The sequence below is a fragment of the Arthrobacter methylotrophus genome, assembly GCF_039539965.1.
In the GTDB taxonomy this organism is placed as follows: Bacteria; Actinomycetota; Actinomycetes; order Actinomycetales; family Micrococcaceae; genus Arthrobacter; species Arthrobacter methylotrophus.
On sequence record NZ_BAABED010000001.1, the window covers coordinates 3,619,599 to 3,636,284 of the forward strand.

The window sequence follows — 16,686 nt, forward strand, 5'->3', positions numbered from 1 at the left end:
ATATTGTGGTGCAGGTTCTCAGCCCGGCTGTCCGGCTGGTTCGGCCGCAGGGCGCAGCTTCGATGGGCCCTTCTTGCCCTGGATGACGCCGCTGCGGGTGCGGGGATCCAACAGCGTGATGAGGGCATCCAGCAGCACGTAGCCCAGGAGACTCGTGGCCCCCATGATGAGGACGAACCCCTGGATGACAGGCACGTCGCCTTTGAGGACGCCGTCCAGGGACCACCCTCCGACACCGGGCCAGGAGAAGACGCTCTCGACGATGGCGGCGCCACTGAGTGCTGCGGCAAACAGCAGCACCATGTACGTCATCAAAGCCGCGCGTACGTCGCTCAGGGCGTAACGGAACACCTGCAGCGGTTTCAGCCCGCAGGCCCTGGCGAATTCGATCTGGGGCGAATTCAGGACCTGAAGGAGGCCGGTCCGCACGGTCTTGCCAAACGGAGCTGCGAAGAACAGGCCCATCGTGATGATGGGCAGGGCTGCCCTGCCCAGGATGGATTGCACTGTTCCCCAGTTCCCGGCGATCACCGCGTCCAAGGCAACGGATCCTGTGACTTTGGGCGGCGGAATGTCTGCGCTGGACAGCATTCCCAGCGGAGCGGGTGCCACATGGAGTTGTTGGTAGAAGATGAACAAAAGAAGGAGGGCAAGGACAAACTCCGGCATGGCCATGAGGACAGAGACGCCGGCGGTAAAGGCCTTGTCAGCCCCGCGCCCATAGCGGTAGGCCGCCAGCGCGCCCATGCCCAGGCCCATGAGTAGTGCCAGGACGAGGCCGGGAACCAGGTAAATCAGGGTATTAGGCAAGCGTGTCCAAATTTCGCCCGCGACAGGGCTACCCGTGAAGAACGAATTTCCCAGATCTCCGTGCAAGGTGCGGCCCATGTACTCCAGATAGCGATCCCAGAACGGCTTGTCCAAGCCCAGTTGGGCATTGATCCGGGCAATATCTGCTGGAGTGGCATACTCGCCGAGCAATGCGACTGCCGGGTTGCCGGGAAGCAGCGAGACCAGGCCAAAGCTCAGTGTGATGAGCCCCAAAAGGAGCAGGAAGGCAATAACCAGACGGGACAGGACGTAGCGGATCATGCCATGGTCGCCTTTTCTTCAGGGGTGTAAGGGATGGGAGGCATTGCCGCCGACATCAGCGCCTGTGTGTACGGCTGTTGCGGATTCGAGAGAACATCATCCGTGATGCCCGTTTCAACGAACCGTCCCCTGTGCATCACGGCCACGCGGGAACAGAAGTGCCGGACAGTCTCAATGTCATGCGAGACAAAGACATAGGTCAGCCCCCTGGAGACCTGCAGCTTCGCCAGCATCCGCAGGATGGATGCCCTGATGGTGAGGTCCAGCGAAGACGTCGGCTCATCCAGCACCACCAGGCTGGGGTCCGTGACGAGGCACCGGGCGATGCCCACCCTTTGCTGTTGTCCGCCGCTGAGGTTGGCTGGGCGGCGGTCCAGGAACTCCTGGGAGAGTCCTACCTCTTCCAAGGTGTCGGCGACCCGGCGCAGTCGCTCGGCCCTGGATCCGTATGCCTTTGCGACAATCAGGGGTTCCTCGACAATCTGGCGGATGGTGAGGCGCGGATTCAGTGATGCGAACGGCTCCTGGAAGACGATCTGCCAGTGCCTCCGCCGTTTCCGCAGCTGTGCTTTCGACAACGCACGGATATCCTCGCCTTCGAGGAGTATGGTGCCGGAATCGGCTTCAATGAGCCTGAGGATGAGGCGGCCGAGGGTTGACTTGCCGGAGCCGCTTTCGCCAATGATCCCCAAGGTCTCGCCGCGTTCGACGGCGAGGGAAATACCGTCCACAGCCTTGACCGGCAGTCCCTGCGGCGTTCGGAACGTCTTCCGGACGTCCTTCAATTCAATGATGGGCATGGTCAGATGCTCCTGGATTCGGAGAGCTCGGTAGGAAGAGTTGTATCGTCGGGGCCCGGAACCGGGCTGTCCGCAGCAGCCTTTGGCTGAACGACGGAATTGAGCAGCGAGACGGTGTAGGGGTCCTGGGGACGGACGAACACCTCAGCCACCGGACCTTGTTCAACGATGCGGCCGCGGTACATCACCAGGACGCGGTCGCAGTAATTGGCCACCACCCCCAGGTCATGGGTGACGATCAGCATCGACCGGTCGCTCCCCTTCGTCAGCCGCGTGAGGGTGTCCAATACCTGCCGCTGCACGGTGAGGTCCAGCGCGGTCGTCGGTTCATCCGCGATGACCAAGCGGGGATTGAGGTACAGGGCCATGGCGATGACCACGCGCTGGGCCATGCCACCGCTGAGCTCGTGCGCGTAGCCGCGCATGACGCGGTCCGGATCGTTGACGCCGGAGGAGGCTAGCAGTTCGAGGGCCCGTCCGCGCGATGCGGCGTCAGCCTTGAGCCCGTGCGCCTTGGCGATGTTCGAGAACTGCTTTTCGATGCGCACCACCGGGTTCAGTGCACTGAAGGGGTTTTGCGCCACGAAGCCGATTTCCTTGCCCCTGATGGGGCGGATCTGCCGTTCCGGCATACGGATCAGATCCTGGCCGTTGAACTCGGCGGTGCCCTCCATGACTCGCCCCGGCGGCATCAGCAGCTTGACCACGGAGCGCACCACGGTGGACTTGCCTGATCCCGATTCGCCCACGACCCCCACGATTTCATTGGCGCCGACATCGAAGGAGATGCCATGGAGGGCACGTTTCACGCCCTCACGGGAGTGGAACTCCGTCACGAGGTCCCGCACGTGAAGTCCTGTTGTCATCGTGCCCGCTCCACTCGCTCGATCTTGGTTTCGATTGCTCCGGCAATCACATTGAGTGAGCCGATGGCCAGGAGCATGGCGGCGGTAGGAAACGCGGCCGCCCACCATTCGCCCCGGATTAGCATGCTGACGCCGTCGTTGATCATGGCCCCCCACGTCGGCGTGGGCGGCTTGACTCCGACGCCAAGGAAGTTCAGTGCGGCAATGGTTCCCAGCGCGTTGGCCGCTGTCAGTGTTGCCTGCACCAGGACCACGCCATATGCGTTGCGGAAGATGTGGTTGAACGCGATGCGGAGCGGTGAACAACCGATGGCCGCCGCGGCCTCCACGTACCTCGCCGAGCGAAGGGCCATGGCTGCTGCCCGGGACAGACGCACGAACCGTGGAGCCGCAACAATGGCGATCGCAAGGATGACATCCGTTGCCCCGCCGCCCATGAGCTTGATGGAGACGACGGCAATCACGATGATCGGCAGTGCGGCGAAGGCATCAACGACCCGCATGATGGCCTCGCCCAGCCTGCCGCTGGTGGCAAACAGTCCTAGGGGGACGCCCACCAGGAGCGACAGTGCCGTGGCGGCCAGGGCGACCGGAAGGTCCAGCTTCGCGGCCTCGATAGTCCGGGAGAAGATATCCATCCCGTTTCCATCGGTGCCGAACCAGTGCGTCCCATTCGGCGCGATGCCGATCGCATCGGTGTCCGGACGCAGTGGATCATGCGGGAGCGGGGCCACCAATGCCATGAGGGGCAGACCCACAATGATGACCACCGCCATGGTGGCCATGATGGGGCTGGACCGGTTAATCAGGAGGGTCTGGCCCCGGCGGGCCCACGCCGCAGCCCGGAGCCCGGGCGAAGTGCGCGGCAGTCCTTGAATACTCATGGAGCCTCCTCGGAGAGTCCGGGGGTAGTGATGGTCATAGCGAAGTGGAGACTGGGCCGGCTCGTATTGAGCCCACTCGCAATGTATTGAAGATTGGCCTGGCTGAGGACCTGCGGCTGTTGCATGTTCAGCTCCCTGTTCGTACCTTGAGAGGTAAATCCCTCATATCAAAGTCTCGTCACTTTATTGAATTCGACTGTAGCGCCAAGTGTGACCAATTGCACTCTTTTCGGAAAATCGCGAGGAAATGGCCGGATGCGCAGCCCGATCAAGCCCTTCGCAGCCCTGCCAATTCAAGGTTCAGGGCTCATCGGGACGCGAGGTCAGCGGCAGTCGGACCATTGACACCACCCTTAAGTGTCTTCAATATAGTGAGCAAGTACCGATTGCGATGAAGCTGGGGTGCCGTCGCCGCCAGCACCACGGAACAGATGAGGAACGGACCTACGATGCCCAACTTTCAAGAAACAGCAGCCGAAGTAGCCACCCGGCAGACCGCCCCGGGACAGCCGGTGAAGTATTTGCTCCACGACGGAGAGCTGGTGGACTACGCCGACGCCCGCCTCCATGTGCTGAGTACCTCGCTGAAGTACGGCGTCGGCGTGTTTGAGGGGTTCCGCGCGTACTGGAGCGAGGACGACCAGCAGCTGTACGCGTTCAGGGTGGCGGACCACCTGAAGCGACTGATCGATTCCATGAGGGTGGTGGAGATTGACGGGCCGCAGGATATCGGACTGCTCGGCGATCAGCTGCTGGGCCTCATTCGGGCCAATGAGCTGCGGGGCAATCTGCACATGCGGGCCCAGGTATTTGTTGATTCAAAGGATGGCAAACCGGAGGATACCGGCCCCTCCACCGTTTTCATGGCCGCCATTCCCATGGGCAACTATTTCGGGAGCACGGGATTGCATGTGCAGATCAGCAGCTGGGCCCGGCTCTCTGACCGGTCCATGCCGCCCCGGGTGAAGTCGATTGCCAATTACCAGAACGGCCGGCTTGCCTTGTTGGAAGCCAAGCGGAACGGTTATGGTGCCGCGCTGCTGCTCACGGAGAGCGGGCACGTCGCCGAGGGCGCCGGTTACAACGTCTTCATGGTCCGTCAGGGAAGGCTCTGCACTCCCCCGGTGACGGACAGCATCCTCGAGGGAATCACTCGGGACAGTGTCCTGCACCTCGCCCGCACTGAGCTGGGTATCGACGTCGACATCCGCCCCATCGACCGCACTGAGCTGTATTCAGCCGACGAAGTCTTTGTGTGCGGCAGCGCCGCGGAGGTCAACCATGTCGCGTCGGTGGACCGCACCACCATCGGGAAGGGAACAGCCGGCGACATCACCCGCAGCCTCCAGAAGCTATACCGGCAGGCCGTCGTCGGACGTGTCGCCGGCGACCAAAACTGGGCCACGCCCGTCTACCCGTCCTGAGAGGAGACGCAGTATGCAAGAGATCCCAACCCTGCACGAGACGCCGCGCGTCGGCTACGAGGACGCCTCACTGTCCTTTGATGCGAGCTCCGAACCGGTCCTTACCGTCAACCAGGGCGAGCATTTCTGGCTGGATGCGAGGAGCCTGCTCACCGGCGGGCTCTTCGAGGAGACCGGCGAGTACGAGAAGCTGTCCATTCCCGTCACCGGCCCCGTTGCCATCCGCGGGGTCAATCCCGGCGACGCACTGCGCGTGGACGTCCACGAGATCCTGATCGCCCGCCGCGGAGCAATGGTCACGCTGCCCGGACGTGGTGGCTTCACCGATGGTCTCGGCAGGGCCGGGCATGTGGTGGAGATCGTGGACGGCCAGGTTGTGTTCGACGACCACACCAGGATCCCTGTCCGGCCCATGGTCGGGAAAGTCGGGGTGGCACCCGTCGGCGTCGGTCCCAATTCCAGCACCGTGGGGATCCATGGCGGCAACATGGACTGCAAGGACGTGACGGCGGGCGCCGCCGTCGTGATTCCTGTCCAGGTGACCGAAGCGATGCTGTACGCCGGTGATCTGCACGCGGCGCAGGGCGACGGTGAATGCTCGCTGACCGCCGTCGAGGTTGAAGGCAGCGTGCGGCTCTCCTGCACTGTCGTTCCAAGCGGTGCGAATCCGAACGTCGGCATCCGGCGGCCAGTGGTCCTCAGCGGCGATTCCGTCATCACCATCGGCGACGGCGACACGCTGGATGAGGCGGCGAGGCTTGCCTTGGACGACATGCTGGAGCTGCTCCAAACCGACAGGAAATGGTCCCGGGAAAAGACAGCGATGCTGCTCAGCGCGGCCGCGGATGTATCCGTCTCGCAGCTGGTCAATGCCAGGGTCTCGGCCAAGGTCACCCTGGCCTCGCGCTATTTCACTGCCGAACCTTTCACTCTTGATTCTTCCGACACCATGAATGCGCAGGTCTCCGATGTTTGATCTCCTCCTGACCAATGGACTGGTCGTCACGCCCTCCGGTGCTGAACGTTTGGACATCGGTATTGCCGGGGGCAAGATCGTGTCACTCCGTGCGTCGGGCGTGGGCTCCCCCGATGAAGCCCGGCGAGTGGTGGATCTGAAGGGCCAACTGGTGGTCCCGGGTGGTGTGGACCCACATGTGCACACCAACTCCGTGCTTCCGACGGCGGCGGAGAGCGGCATCATGTGCTTCGGGCCGGACCGCGTGAGCGAAGGCGCCATCTATGGTGGCACCACCACGCTGGTGGACTTTGCCCACTGGAAGCCCGGCGACGAACTGTCCGAATCGTTCGCGCGGAAGTCGGCCGAGTGGGCTGGCTCCACCTACACGGACTACGCGCTGCACGGCACCTTCAAGGAGCCGGAGATCCCGTTCGAGGTCCTGGAGCAGGTACCTGACGCAGTGGCCAACGGGCACGGCAGCTACAAGGTGTGGATGACGAATACAACGCCGACGCGCCCAAAGCAGAAGACTGACCTGGGCAACATGTGGGGACTAATGGAGCAGACGGCTGCCGCGGGCGCCATGCTCGCCGTCCACGCCGAGGACGACGACATCGTCATGTACTCGTACAAGAAGCTGCAGCACCAAGGCAAGACTGACCTCGAGTACATGCACCACGCCCACAACAACCTGTCCGAAAAGCTCTCCTTCCAGCGGGCCATCACACTCGCCCACCATGTAGGTGCTCCCATCTACCTGATGCACGTCAGCGCACGGGAGGGGGTGGATGCCATCCGTGAGGCCCGCGGTCGAGGCCAGGCCGTTTACGGGGAGATCCTTCCCCACTATGCGTACTTCACCGCCGAGGACTACAAGCAGGAGAACGGCGCGATCTACCACACCTACCCGTCGTTGAAGTCCGAGACGGACCGGGATTCGATGTGGGAATCGCTGTTGGATGGCTCGCTGAGCACCCTGGCCACCGACGGCGTCTGCACCGACCTCGAGGTGAAGACGCGCGGCAAGACCATCCTGGACGCGACCGGCGGTCATGCCGGCGTCGAGATGCGCATGGCCGTGGCATACACCGAGGGCGTCAAGAAGCGGGGATTGGCCCTGACGCGCTTCGTGGACATCACTTCTGCGAATGCTGCGAGAATCCTTGGCCTGTACCCGCAGAAGGGCGTCATCGCCATTGGCGGGGACGCTGACCTGGCGGTCCTGGATACCAATGTGGACCGCCGGATCACGGCCTCGGACCTTCACGAAGCAGACTACACTCCCTGGGAGGGCTACCGCGTAGCGGCCTGGCCGAGCATGACCGTTCTGCGGGGAACTGTCATGGTGAAAGACCGAAACCTGCTGACCGGCCCGGGCGGCTCACTGCTCAAGCAGCGCGTATCCAGCGATGTCCTCAACCGGCCGGCCTGCTGAGGTACGCGCGGGCACGCCTCGCTTCTGAACGCAGCGCCCGACGGCGGCAGCTTCGGTTAGCACGACGACGGCGGCTGACCGCCGTCGTCGTGCGTTCCCTTCCGAGAGAGGTACTGACAGGGACTCCCTGACCGTACTGACGTATCCCTAGTGTTGACGGCAAGGCTGGCCTTCGTTTCACAACACAGGAGGACGAACGATGGAAAAGCGCACACTGGGCACCAACGGCGTGGAAGGCTCCGCCGTCGGACCGGGCTGCATGAGCATGACCGGTGGATACAGCGACAAGCCTGACCGGAACGAAATGATCTCGCTGATCCGTGCCGCTGTGGACCGGGGCGTGACGTTCTTCGACACTGCCGAAATCTCTACTACCAGCACCGCGTGGACCCCGACGTACCCATCGAAGAGGTCGCGGGTGCGGTCAAGGAACTGATCGGGGCCGGAAAGGTGAAGCACTTCGGCATGTCGGAATCTTCAGCGGGAACCATTCGCCGGGCGCATGCCGTCCAGCCCGTGAGCGCTGTCCAAAGCGAGTACTCGCTCTGGTGGCGCCGTCCCAAGGAGGAAGTGCTGGCCGCGTGCGAGGAGCCGGGCATCGGATTCGTCCCCTACAGCCCGCTCGGCAAAGGCTTCCTGACTGGCACCATCACGGCATCTACCAGTTTCGATCCGGGCAACGACATCCGCAGCACCATCCCCCGGTTCGCGCCGGAAGCGCTCCAGCACAATGCCGCCGTGGTCGAACTGCTGGCAAGCATCGCGCAACGCAAGGGCGCCTCTCCCGTACAGATTGCCTTGGCCTGGCTCCTCGCCCGGAAGCCGTGGATCGTCCCGATCCCCGGCACGCGCAAGCTGCACCGTTTGGCGGAAAACATTGGTGCAGCCGCCGTCGAATTGTCCCCCGCGGATGGTAGGACGGCCAGTCCTAGGACGGGCAGGGAGCGGCATAGCTGCTGACATGGCCTCACCGGGCGCTTAGCGTCGTTAATAGAACCTTGCACGACGGCGGGTCCGCCCCTGAGCGTTCGGGTTTCTTCAGGCGCAAACCGGGTTCCCGGTTCAGCGCACGACGTCACGGATGAGAAGAAGATGACCATGGATTTTTCGTTGATGATGGCTTGCGCAGTCATCAACATCGTGAACAACGACAGCCGCAGTGCATTGCCCGATGCGCCGGTTGTACCCGAACGCCGGGTAGGTTGCGGACGGCTGCCTCGCCTGCGGGGTTGGCTGGCGACCGCCCTCCATCGAGCCGCGTGGCTCATTGAACCCATGCCGCAGCCGGCTACGGAGACTTGCGGGTGAGGCCAGCCGGAAGCCGGACACTCACCGAGTGCTCAGGCGGCGTCCGGCGGACCGAACGTTACCGCGTTCCATTCCCGGATCTCGCTCGGAACCGCCAGGCCTTCCAGCACGAACGGATCCCCCGCGATGAACTGCTCCGCCCTTTCCCTGCTGCTAAAGATGCCCATCGACCCGTTCACGGCGGGATCGTCGAAGGTGCCGATACCGATCAGCCCGCCCTCCGCAGCGAAGGCCTGAAAGTATGCGGCGTGGCGAGGGTACGCAGCTTGAAGACCGGGGAAAGCCGACGGTTCCGAGCTGTAGAACACGACGAATTGCATCACTCGCCGCCAGTACTGAGCCCGGCGGTGCCGCGCCCGGCGGTATCGAGTCCGGCGAGGGTCTGGGCGAGCCGCGGGAGAACATGGTGCCGCCATCCCCCGCTCATGATGCGGTGCGATGCCACATGCGTCGGATCGTCGGGGTTGAACCCGTCGTGGACAAGGAACAACCGGGTCCCGGCGTCCTCCGGGGTGATTGTCCATGTCACCGTGCTGCTGAGGCTGTTGCCGGAATTCGCGTCCCGCCAGGAAATACGCAACCGCCTCCCGGCGTCAAGGTCAAGGACTTCGCTAGCCACGAGGCCGCTGAAACCGACTGCAGGGACGGGAATTCCGCGCATCTGGAACTGATGCCCGACCATCGCTTGGAAGTCGTTCTTCATCAGCCAACTGGCCAGCAGCTCGGGTTCGGTCAGGGCCCGCCAAACCTTCCCGGGCGGATGCGGCAGAAACTCTTCGACCTCGATGGTTTCCAGTTGTTCACTCATTGCTTGTCCTCAATGTTGTTCAATGTGATCATCCTAATTTCCGAGGGGGACATCGGCGGGGAGATCAAATACCCCTGGGCTGTATTGCAGCCCAGGTCCCGTAAGATATCCAATTGCTCCTGGCGCTCCACTCCTTCGGCGGTGACCCGGACTCCCATGGCGTTGAGGGTTTGAATCAAACCCCGGACCATCGTCTCAGTGTGCGGCTCGCTGTCGATATCTCGGATGAAGGCCTTGTCGATTTTTAGCGTCGTCAGCGGGAGGGCCCGGAGCATGGCCCAGGACGAATAGGCACTCCCGTAGTCGTCCAACGCCACACCGACGCCCATACTGATCAGTTCCCGCAACTGCGATGCCGCAGACGGCACGTCCGCTATCGCCCTTCCTTCGGTGATCTCAATTTCAAGCATCCGGGCGGGAATTCCATGCCGGTTGACGGCGGCCCGGATGTCGGCCGGAAGAGTTCCGGCCGCGAACTGGACCGGAGAGACATTTATGGCGATTTTCCGGGGTGTCCCGGCGTCTATCCAGGACCGCGACTGGGCACAGGCTTGGTCGAGGACCCATGCACCGATCCTGAGGATCTCCCCTGTGTGTTCGGCGAGGGGGATGAACTCGTCAGGTGCCACCGGACCGATTTCCCGATCATGCCAGCGCAAAAGCGCTTCGACGCCGGCGTCGCCGCCCGTCGCGAGGTCCAAAACAGCTTGGTAGTGGAGCGTCAGTGCCGAGTCGTCGATGGCGGAGGGCAGCCGACGCCGGATGTGCGCCTGCCGTGCGAACGGTGCGGGTTCCTGGCAAGGTCCGATGCGTCCGATGCGTCGCTTGCCTTCCTGCTTTGCCCGGAGCATCGCCCCGTCGGCATGCCTGAGCAGGACTTCAGCTCCGGCTAGCATGTCCTCTTCGATGATGTCGATTCCCAGGGCCACGCCGATCGTCGCGCTGATGTTCAGCTCGCAACCGTCATGGCGGAAGGGCTCCACCAGGCTCTCCAGGATGCCGTCCGCCACCGCGAAGGCGGAGGCTTCATCGACGTCGGTGAGAAGGACTGCGAACTCGTCGCCACCCAAGCGCATCAAGGTGCCCTTGGGTCCGACGCTGCGCGTCAGGCGGCGGGCGAACTCTATGAGGACAGCGTCCCCGGCACGATGGCCGTAAGTGTCGTTGACCCCTTTGAAATCGTCAAGGTCGATAAAGAGGATCCCGACGCCGGGAAGCCCCGCCGCCGCAGTGACGTCTGGGCAAAGCTCTTCAAGCATTCGTCGATTGGGCAATCCCGTCAGCGGGTCATGAAGGGAAGCGTGGCGGAATAGCGCGGAAACGGCAGCGAAGATATCCGACACCGTGACAACGCGGGGGCCGTCAGCGCCCAAGACCAACAGATCCTGATAACGCTGATACTCGGGCCTTTCCAGGACCGCTTGGGCAGCGGACTGAAGGTCCATATCGGCAGCCATGGACGAGCTTGTTGGGGGGAGCAGCTCCGAAGCTATCCGCCTGCTGTTCAGCGCCCTCCCGTAGCCGAGCCGGCCGGTCAGCATGAATTCCAGCTGCTCCCTCGTCAGAAGCCCGAAAGTGCCGTCCTGCTCGATCGCGATGGCCCTGAGGTTGCGGTCATTCCGGAACATCGCATCGATGTCCGCAGCCGAAACGGTACCGGACACGACCATGGCCGCCACCCCAAGGTCACCTAAACGGGACGGACGTGGACGCAGAAGGAAAGGCATCGGACTGCCGCCATCAGAACACACGATGTCCTTCTTACCACCCCGACATGAACCGTCCCCTTAGACTCTTGTTTAACGACACTCGGCGATATATCGTTAACTATCGCAGAACAATATGCGGCCCTCAGGGCGACACCCAAAATAGAAAGGATGATGCCGTTATGAAAGGCATTCATGACAACCAATTCACGGATAGCGGATCAGGGATGGGGCGCTTCGAGCGTGGCAGGTCCCGTCGCGGACCGCACGGGCACGGCGGATTCGGGCCAGGCCGCGGGTTTGGGCCGGGCCGCGGTTTCGGAGCTGGCTTCGGCCCGGGATTTGGACCAGGTTTTGGTCCCGGCGGCCCTCGTCGCGCCAATAGGGGCGATGTTCGCTTCGCGATCCTCTCCCTGCTGGCCGAAACCCCGTCCAACGGATACGGGCTGATCAAGACGATCGCCGAGAAGACGTCCGGATCCTGGCGCCCGAGCCCGGGCTCGGTCTACCCGACCCTGCAGCAGCTCGTTGACGAAGAGCTCATCGCACCCGTCGGCGAAGGCCGACGCACCGAGTTCACACTCACCGATGCCGGGAAGGCCTACGTTGCCGAGCACGCCGAGGAGCTGGAAAATGCGTGGAACATCGATTCCGAAGGATCAGGACCCGCGTTCCACCAGAGCGTGGCAAAGCTCATGGGAGTTATCCACCAATTCCGCTTCGCCGCCACCGAGGAACAGCGCACCACCGCGACCGAAAAAATCGACGAGACACGGCGCGCCCTGTACCACATCCTCGCCGACTAGTGGTTTGTCACCACCGAGGTAAAAGCTCGGTAACAGCAGCCAACCGGGGGCCGAGCCGCCGTCGATGCAGTGGAGTCGGTCGTCCCGCGCATTTTCGGAGCACGGAAACGACGTCGGCAGTCGCCTCTCTGCAGTCTTGGAGAGTTATTCCGACGGCGTTCGGGACCGTTCGCGGGGCAACGACAGTATGGACGTGATGACCGCTATCGGGACGTGTGGGTGGGACTCCCGGATAGCGGCGATGAACCCCAGAACCTGGCTCGCGTAGCTACGCGATGTGAACGTGGCCGCGTTGTACGAGTTAAAGCCGAGGCATAATGAGATGACATCGGCCGGCAGCCTTTTCGTGGTCATTGCAGCGGCAGGATCCAGCTGGGGCAGGGTTTCCGTCCTGTTCAGCTGCGGGTGCCGGACACCCGCGGCGAGATCTGGACGGTCGCGGGCGGCGTCTTCGCCTCCAAGCCGCGACATCAACCCTCCGGGACGCCCCCTTGTTGCGGATCCCGGTGACACCCTTTGACCTGTCAGGGCTGGTCCGCGAAAGCCACCTCATGATCGACAAGATCGCCACAGTGCGCAGGGCCAACATCCAGTCCCGGGTGGGGCGTCTGACCGCAGGGCAGCTGGTGGATGTGGAACGTGCAATGCTGGTCTTCCTCGGGGGCTGCTGCGCGGCCTGCCGACTGATGCCGGCGGCCAGCCCGGCCTCGGCCCAGGAGGGGCCGCCGCAGAAAACGGACTTTATTGTGTCGTAAGGATGGTTGAGGAAGATGCCTGGCTAGCGCGCATCATTGCGTTTCGGAATAGTTACGGGGTCAGCCGGTATCCCACACCCCGGACGGTCTCCACCCAGCGCGGAGAGCGTGAGCTGTCTCCGAGGCGCTTGCGCAGGTTGCCTAGATGGACCTCGACGGCGCGTTCCTCGCTGGTGCTGACATAGGAGCCCGTGTTGAAGGGTTCGTTCCGCAGCCGACGGACCAGGTCGGCTTTGGTCTGGACCACCCGTCCGTTCTCCATCAGGACCAGGAGAAGGTCAAACTGTGTCCTGGTCAGGTCAACGGGCACGCCGTTGATTGCGGCTGCACGGAATCCTTCATGGAGGGTCAATCCCCTGTGCTCGAAACCGCTGGAGGTCCCTTCGGTCTGCGGATTGAGCTGCGACTCGGCCGATGAAACGGAAGGAGAGGTTGGCGGTGCCGCGGTCAGAGGCTCGGGATGCAGCCGGTACCCGGTGCCTGCGGAGATGAGCGACGGCTTTGGGCTAAGTGACCGGGGCCGCCGGAGCATGGCGGTGATCCTGGCGCGCAGCTCGCGAGGACGGAACGGTTTCGTCAGGTAGTCGTCGGCGCCGGCTTCGAATCCCATCAGGGCATCGGCCTCCTCAACCCTTCCCGTGACGATGATGAGGTAGGCGTCGCTGAAGGTGCGGATCCGCCTGCAGGCCTCAATCCCGTCATAATCAGGCAGACCTACATCGATGATGATGATGACGGGGTTGTGCTCCCTGACGGCTTCGACACCTTCGATCCCGGAGGATGACGCATGCACGGTAAAACCTGATTGCCGGAGTACGTCCTCCAGAATTCCCCTCACGTCTTCGTCGTCCTCCACAACGACGGCAATGCCCCGCTCGACCATCTATCCATGCCCCCGAAGCTCGTCCTTGCAGTCACAACCGAGCGGCTTCCGACATGGTCGGGGTCCGCTCGAACCGGTCCGCCTCCAACACACAATCTAAGCTATTTCACCTTCTATTCACTAATACAAAAGCTACTGGTTTACATATTTCAATTAACTCGCATTGTGCGCATCGGCGGCCGAACCCCCTGCACACAAGGTTCCATTTCGAAAATTGTTGCTATTTTGAGTTGATCTTGAGGTTGCGGCAATAGTGCGTCTTTCTTGATATTGTGTATTCCTCAAAAATTCATAATGGGTCTATTGCGCTCCGCTCCTGATGTGGCTGATGATCATCGTGTGCTCATTGGGGCGCAAGTTGGTTGACTGGGAGCAACAGGCAAGGACTGCTACATGCCTTCTTTTCGAATTTCTACTTTTCATCCCGCCCATTTGGTGAGACCGCTGGCCATTCTGGCTGCGGCCGCCCTGATATTGATGGCCTTCGTCTCACCCGTACAGGCCGCTAGTTCGACACCCTTGGACCCCGGTCCTGGCCCGGCAGGGGACTTCGCTTGGAAGGGCTTCAATTGGCAGAAGAGGTTCTGGGGCGGCGCTCCCCAGTACGACAAGGCATTTGACGCCGCCAATGTGGTCGGCCCCGACGCGAGCGGCCGCGTCACCATGAAGCTGACCAACCCCACCGGGCAAGCTCCCGTGGCCGCCGAATTCCAATCCACCAGGCAAGGGTTCGGCTACGGAACCTACAGCACCACGGTTGAAAAGAACCTTAGCCTTTTGCAAAAGGAAGTGGTCTGGGGGTGCCTGTTTACCTACGATCCCGCGGCCGTGCCCGGCTTCAACGAGATCGACCTCTGCGAAGCATCGGCATGGGGCGGCGGAGCATCCTACGGCCAGTCGTGGCCGGTAACCCAGGGCCACGGGTACTGGTTTGACGCCAGCAAGCCCCCCGGACTGGGGAACAACACCACCGTCTTCAACGTGACGACCGACCTTGTCACCACGCAGAGAATGATCTGGGAGCCCGGCAAGCTGACTTTTGAAACCTACGCCGGAGAAGGCTACACGGGAACCCTTCTCAAGCGCACCGTACTCCAGGGTTCCACGGTTCCTGTCCCGGCCAAAGAGCAAATCCACTTTAACCTCTGGGTGACCGACGGCGGAGGCGGAGATCCCGCCCACGTGAAGCCCGAGTCCGTGGTGATCCGGGACTTCTCCTTCACGCCCGCGGCAACCCAAACCCCGCTGGCCCCGGTCTCCGCCATCCAACTGACCACCGCCGCCAAGGCGAAGAGCTCCAATGACACCACATTGACGTGGACCGGAGCGACCGGAACTGCCGTCGTACTGTGGATTGACGGAGTACGAAAGACACTGGCCAACACCGGCAGCTTCGTGAACAAGGTCAAGGGCAGAGGCACCACGAGCTACAAGATCTGCGACTCCGGGGGATGCTCCAACATCATCAGCGTCGCGAGCTAGCAGAATCCCTGAAAAACAGAACGCAGGGCGTTTGGTCTCCGGACGCCCTGCGTTGTTGCTTTCCAGCGAATCCTGCCCAAGGAATTCTTCGCTAGGACTTTTCGCCCCGGACCGGCACTATCCGTTTGATGGCCAAGCCCAGGGCGAGAAGGGCGAACGCTGCCAGGGCGACCCAGAAGAGGTCACCTGCTCCGGTCATGGCGAGCGTTCCCGACCCGAGACCCGCGGCTGCAGGTGCTGCTGGGTTGTTATACATAGTTGTCACCAGGCTTTCTTGTTGTTGAATGCTGCATCTACGTACGCCTTCGCATGGACCACTTGCAGGAACAAATCGATAACTAGTTCGTACATGGTGGCCGCGGCGAGCATGTACTTCCATCCGCGCAACCGGACGGTCACCACCCGTTCGATCACGAAAACACCGGTCACGGCAAGCCAAAACGGCTGTATATGCAGCCCTGCCCCCGTGACCAGTGCAAACGCCACCGTGCTGAAATAGCTCAGTGTGACGAGCACGCCCAGCATGGACAGGCCCTGCCGTGCCCAATATGGCCGGGTAACCCGGGTCCAGCCGTACTGAACGCAGTTCTCCACCGCTCCGCGCTTCCACCGCAGGCGCTGTGCCCAGAGCTCCCGCCAGGTGGGCATGACCTCAGTGACCAATGTGCAATCGGCGGGGGACTTGATCCTGTATCGGAGGGTGAGGAGTGCAAAAGAGAGCTCGTTGTCCTCCGTCAGGACCGAAGTGTCATAGACGCCGCCGCGTCCGTCGCCAGCAGGAAGGGTCCCGTCCAACCTGGCCGCGATGACATCGCGTAGGGTCCGAACCCTGAACAGCGCTGCCGTGCCGGTCACCACCAGGCATTTACCCCTGAGGCGCTTCACGTCGCGGGCGTACCGTGCGTACTCATTCCGCTGCAGGTGTCCGACGAACCCTCCGCCGTCTGCCCCGCGGAAGACACCACCCACCGCTCCGAGCCGCGAATCCGCCCGCAGATGAGCTACCGCCCGCTCGAGGAAATCGTAGGAAAGCTGTGAATCGGCATCCTGGATGAGGATCATGTCCTCAGGTGCGGCCTCCGCGAGGAGCCCGGCCAGAGCGAAATTCAGCGCGCCAGCCTTCTTGTCCTTGTTCCCGAGGGTGCGGATGACTTCTGCTCCCTCAGCCAAGGCGAGCCTTTCGGTGCCGTCGGTGCAGTTATCGGCAACAACAATCACCCTGTCCGGAATAAGCGTCAGTTTCTTCAGGGACTGAAGAGTTCCAACGATGCCAGACGCCTCATTGTGCGCCGGGATAAGGACCGTGATCACCAGAGTTTTTTCCTGCTCCAGATAACACCGTATCTACGAAAATTCCGGACATCCTGAATTCCTAAATGACCTATCAACGAACCGCTCATTAATCTCATCGTCCCCGAAGTGTCCAAAGTTCTATTGACTTCGAGTGTTCCAAGACGAACGCAAACCATCAGCAGAGAA

General features: G+C 62.3%; 21 protein-coding genes. 9 read left to right on the forward strand and 12 right to left on the reverse strand.

Going from position 1 to position 16,686, the window contains the following annotated elements:
* Window positions 1–18: 18 nt before the first annotated feature.
* From ABD884_RS18720 to ABD884_RS18740, 5 genes are read right to left on the reverse strand one after another with little or no spacing between them, the layout of a single operon-like run.
* Window positions 19–1,092, reverse strand: a complete 1,074-nt coding sequence (locus ABD884_RS18720; protein WP_345049464.1) for an ABC transporter permease — start codon at window positions 1,090–1,092, stop codon at window positions 19–21.
* Window positions 1,089–1,892: an ATP-binding cassette domain-containing protein gene (locus tag ABD884_RS18725; protein WP_345049469.1), complete on the reverse strand. Its 804-nt coding sequence runs from the start codon at window positions 1,890–1,892 to the stop codon at window positions 1,089–1,091. Before ABD884_RS18725 ends, ABD884_RS18720 begins: the two co-directional genes overlap by 4 nt.
* A 2-nt stretch (window positions 1,893–1,894) precedes the next feature.
* Window positions 1,895–2,758: an ABC transporter ATP-binding protein gene (locus tag ABD884_RS18730; RefSeq protein ID WP_345049473.1), complete on the reverse strand. Its 864-nt coding sequence runs from the start codon at window positions 2,756–2,758 to the stop codon at window positions 1,895–1,897.
* Window positions 2,755–3,642 (reverse strand): ABC transporter permease, encoded by an 888-nt coding sequence (locus tag ABD884_RS18735; RefSeq protein ID WP_345049478.1) that lies wholly within the window; start codon window positions 3,640–3,642, stop codon window positions 2,755–2,757. Before ABD884_RS18735 ends, ABD884_RS18730 begins: the two co-directional genes overlap by 4 nt.
* Window positions 3,639–3,767, reverse strand: coding sequence for a hypothetical protein (locus ABD884_RS18740; RefSeq protein ID WP_345049482.1), 129 nt, complete (start codon window positions 3,765–3,767; stop codon window positions 3,639–3,641). Before ABD884_RS18740 ends, ABD884_RS18735 begins: the two co-directional genes overlap by 4 nt.
* A gap of 324 nt (window positions 3,768–4,091) precedes the next feature.
* Between ABD884_RS18740 and ABD884_RS18745 the strand changes: the two genes are divergently transcribed.
* From ABD884_RS18745 to ABD884_RS18770, 6 genes are all read left to right on the forward strand, one after another.
* Window positions 4,092–5,066 (forward strand): branched-chain amino acid transaminase, encoded by a 975-nt coding sequence (locus ABD884_RS18745; RefSeq protein WP_345049486.1) that lies wholly within the window; start codon window positions 4,092–4,094, stop codon window positions 5,064–5,066.
* A 13-nt stretch (window positions 5,067–5,079) separates the two neighbouring features.
* Window positions 5,080–6,042: an acetamidase/formamidase family protein gene (locus ABD884_RS18750; protein ID WP_345049492.1), complete on the forward strand. Its 963-nt coding sequence runs from the start codon at window positions 5,080–5,082 to the stop codon at window positions 6,040–6,042.
* The gene (locus ABD884_RS18755; protein ID WP_345049495.1) at window positions 6,035–7,459 is read left to right on the forward strand and encodes a dihydroorotase; all 1,425 of its coding nucleotides are present in this window, start codon (window positions 6,035–6,037) and stop codon (window positions 7,457–7,459) included. The genes ABD884_RS18750 and ABD884_RS18755 overlap by 8 nt, the downstream gene beginning before the upstream one ends.
* 199 nt (window positions 7,460–7,658) lie before the next feature.
* Window positions 7,659–7,895 (forward strand): aldo/keto reductase, encoded by a 237-nt coding sequence (locus ABD884_RS18760; protein WP_345049498.1) that lies wholly within the window; start codon window positions 7,659–7,661, stop codon window positions 7,893–7,895.
* On the forward strand, window positions 7,844–8,419 hold the full coding sequence (locus ABD884_RS18765) for an aldo/keto reductase (protein WP_345049503.1): 576 nt from the start codon (window positions 7,844–7,846) through the stop codon (window positions 8,417–8,419). Before ABD884_RS18760 ends, ABD884_RS18765 begins: the two co-directional genes overlap by 52 nt.
* A 132-nt stretch (window positions 8,420–8,551) precedes the next feature.
* Window positions 8,552–8,767 carry a hypothetical protein gene (locus ABD884_RS18770; RefSeq protein WP_345049507.1) on the forward strand — a complete coding sequence of 72 codons (216 nt, stop codon included), beginning with the start codon at window positions 8,552–8,554 and terminating at the stop codon, window positions 8,765–8,767.
* 32 nt (window positions 8,768–8,799) lie between these two features.
* Here the strand turns inward: ABD884_RS18770 and ABD884_RS18775 are convergent, their stop codons facing one another.
* From ABD884_RS18775 to ABD884_RS18785, 3 genes are read right to left on the reverse strand one after another with little or no spacing between them, the layout of a single operon-like run.
* Window positions 8,800–9,087, reverse strand: coding sequence for a YciI family protein (locus tag ABD884_RS18775; RefSeq protein WP_345055059.1), 288 nt, complete (start codon window positions 9,085–9,087; stop codon window positions 8,800–8,802).
* Entirely contained in the window at window positions 9,087–9,575 is a 489-nt protein-coding gene (locus tag ABD884_RS18780; protein ID WP_345049509.1) for an SRPBCC family protein, read from the reverse strand. Before ABD884_RS18780 ends, ABD884_RS18775 begins: the two co-directional genes overlap by 1 nt.
* Complete coding sequence (locus tag ABD884_RS18785) at window positions 9,572–11,302, reverse strand: putative bifunctional diguanylate cyclase/phosphodiesterase (RefSeq protein WP_345049511.1); 1,731 nt, start codon at window positions 11,300–11,302, stop codon at window positions 9,572–9,574. Before ABD884_RS18785 ends, ABD884_RS18780 begins: the two co-directional genes overlap by 4 nt.
* 161 nt (window positions 11,303–11,463) lie before the next feature.
* On the opposite strand from ABD884_RS18785, the gene ABD884_RS18790 reads away from it, so the two are divergent.
* Window positions 11,464–12,087, forward strand: a complete 624-nt coding sequence (locus ABD884_RS18790) for a PadR family transcriptional regulator (RefSeq protein ID WP_345049514.1) — start codon at window positions 11,464–11,466, stop codon at window positions 12,085–12,087.
* Between the two features lie 144 nt (window positions 12,088–12,231).
* Here ABD884_RS18790 and ABD884_RS18795 read toward each other — a convergent pair whose 3' ends face one another.
* Entirely contained in the window at window positions 12,232–12,558 is a 327-nt protein-coding gene (locus ABD884_RS18795; RefSeq protein ID WP_345049517.1) for an SGNH/GDSL hydrolase family protein, read from the reverse strand.
* 35 nt (window positions 12,559–12,593) lie between these two features.
* Here ABD884_RS18795 and ABD884_RS18800 point away from each other — a divergent pair, with 35 nt between their 5' ends.
* A complete protein-coding gene (locus ABD884_RS18800; RefSeq protein WP_345049522.1) occupies window positions 12,594–12,842 on the forward strand; it encodes a hypothetical protein in 249 nt (82 codons plus the stop codon).
* Between the two features lie 52 nt (window positions 12,843–12,894).
* Here ABD884_RS18800 and ABD884_RS18805 read toward each other — a convergent pair whose 3' ends face one another.
* Entirely contained in the window at window positions 12,895–13,725 is an 831-nt protein-coding gene (locus tag ABD884_RS18805; protein WP_345049526.1) for a response regulator transcription factor, read from the reverse strand.
* Between the two features lie 435 nt (window positions 13,726–14,160).
* On the opposite strand from ABD884_RS18805, the gene ABD884_RS18810 reads away from it, so the two are divergent.
* A complete protein-coding gene (locus ABD884_RS18810) occupies window positions 14,161–15,207 on the forward strand; it encodes a LamG domain-containing protein (RefSeq protein ID WP_345049531.1) in 1,047 nt (348 codons plus the stop codon).
* 91 nt (window positions 15,208–15,298) lie between these two features.
* On the opposite strand, the gene ABD884_RS18815 is transcribed toward ABD884_RS18810, so the two are convergent.
* Window positions 15,299–15,472, reverse strand: coding sequence for a hypothetical protein (locus tag ABD884_RS18815; protein ID WP_345055339.1), 174 nt, complete (start codon window positions 15,470–15,472; stop codon window positions 15,299–15,301).
* Window positions 15,469–16,518: a glycosyltransferase family 2 protein gene (locus ABD884_RS18820; protein ID WP_345049535.1), complete on the reverse strand. Its 1,050-nt coding sequence runs from the start codon at window positions 16,516–16,518 to the stop codon at window positions 15,469–15,471. Before ABD884_RS18820 ends, ABD884_RS18815 begins: the two co-directional genes overlap by 4 nt.
* Between the last annotated feature and the right edge of the window lie 168 nt (window positions 16,519–16,686).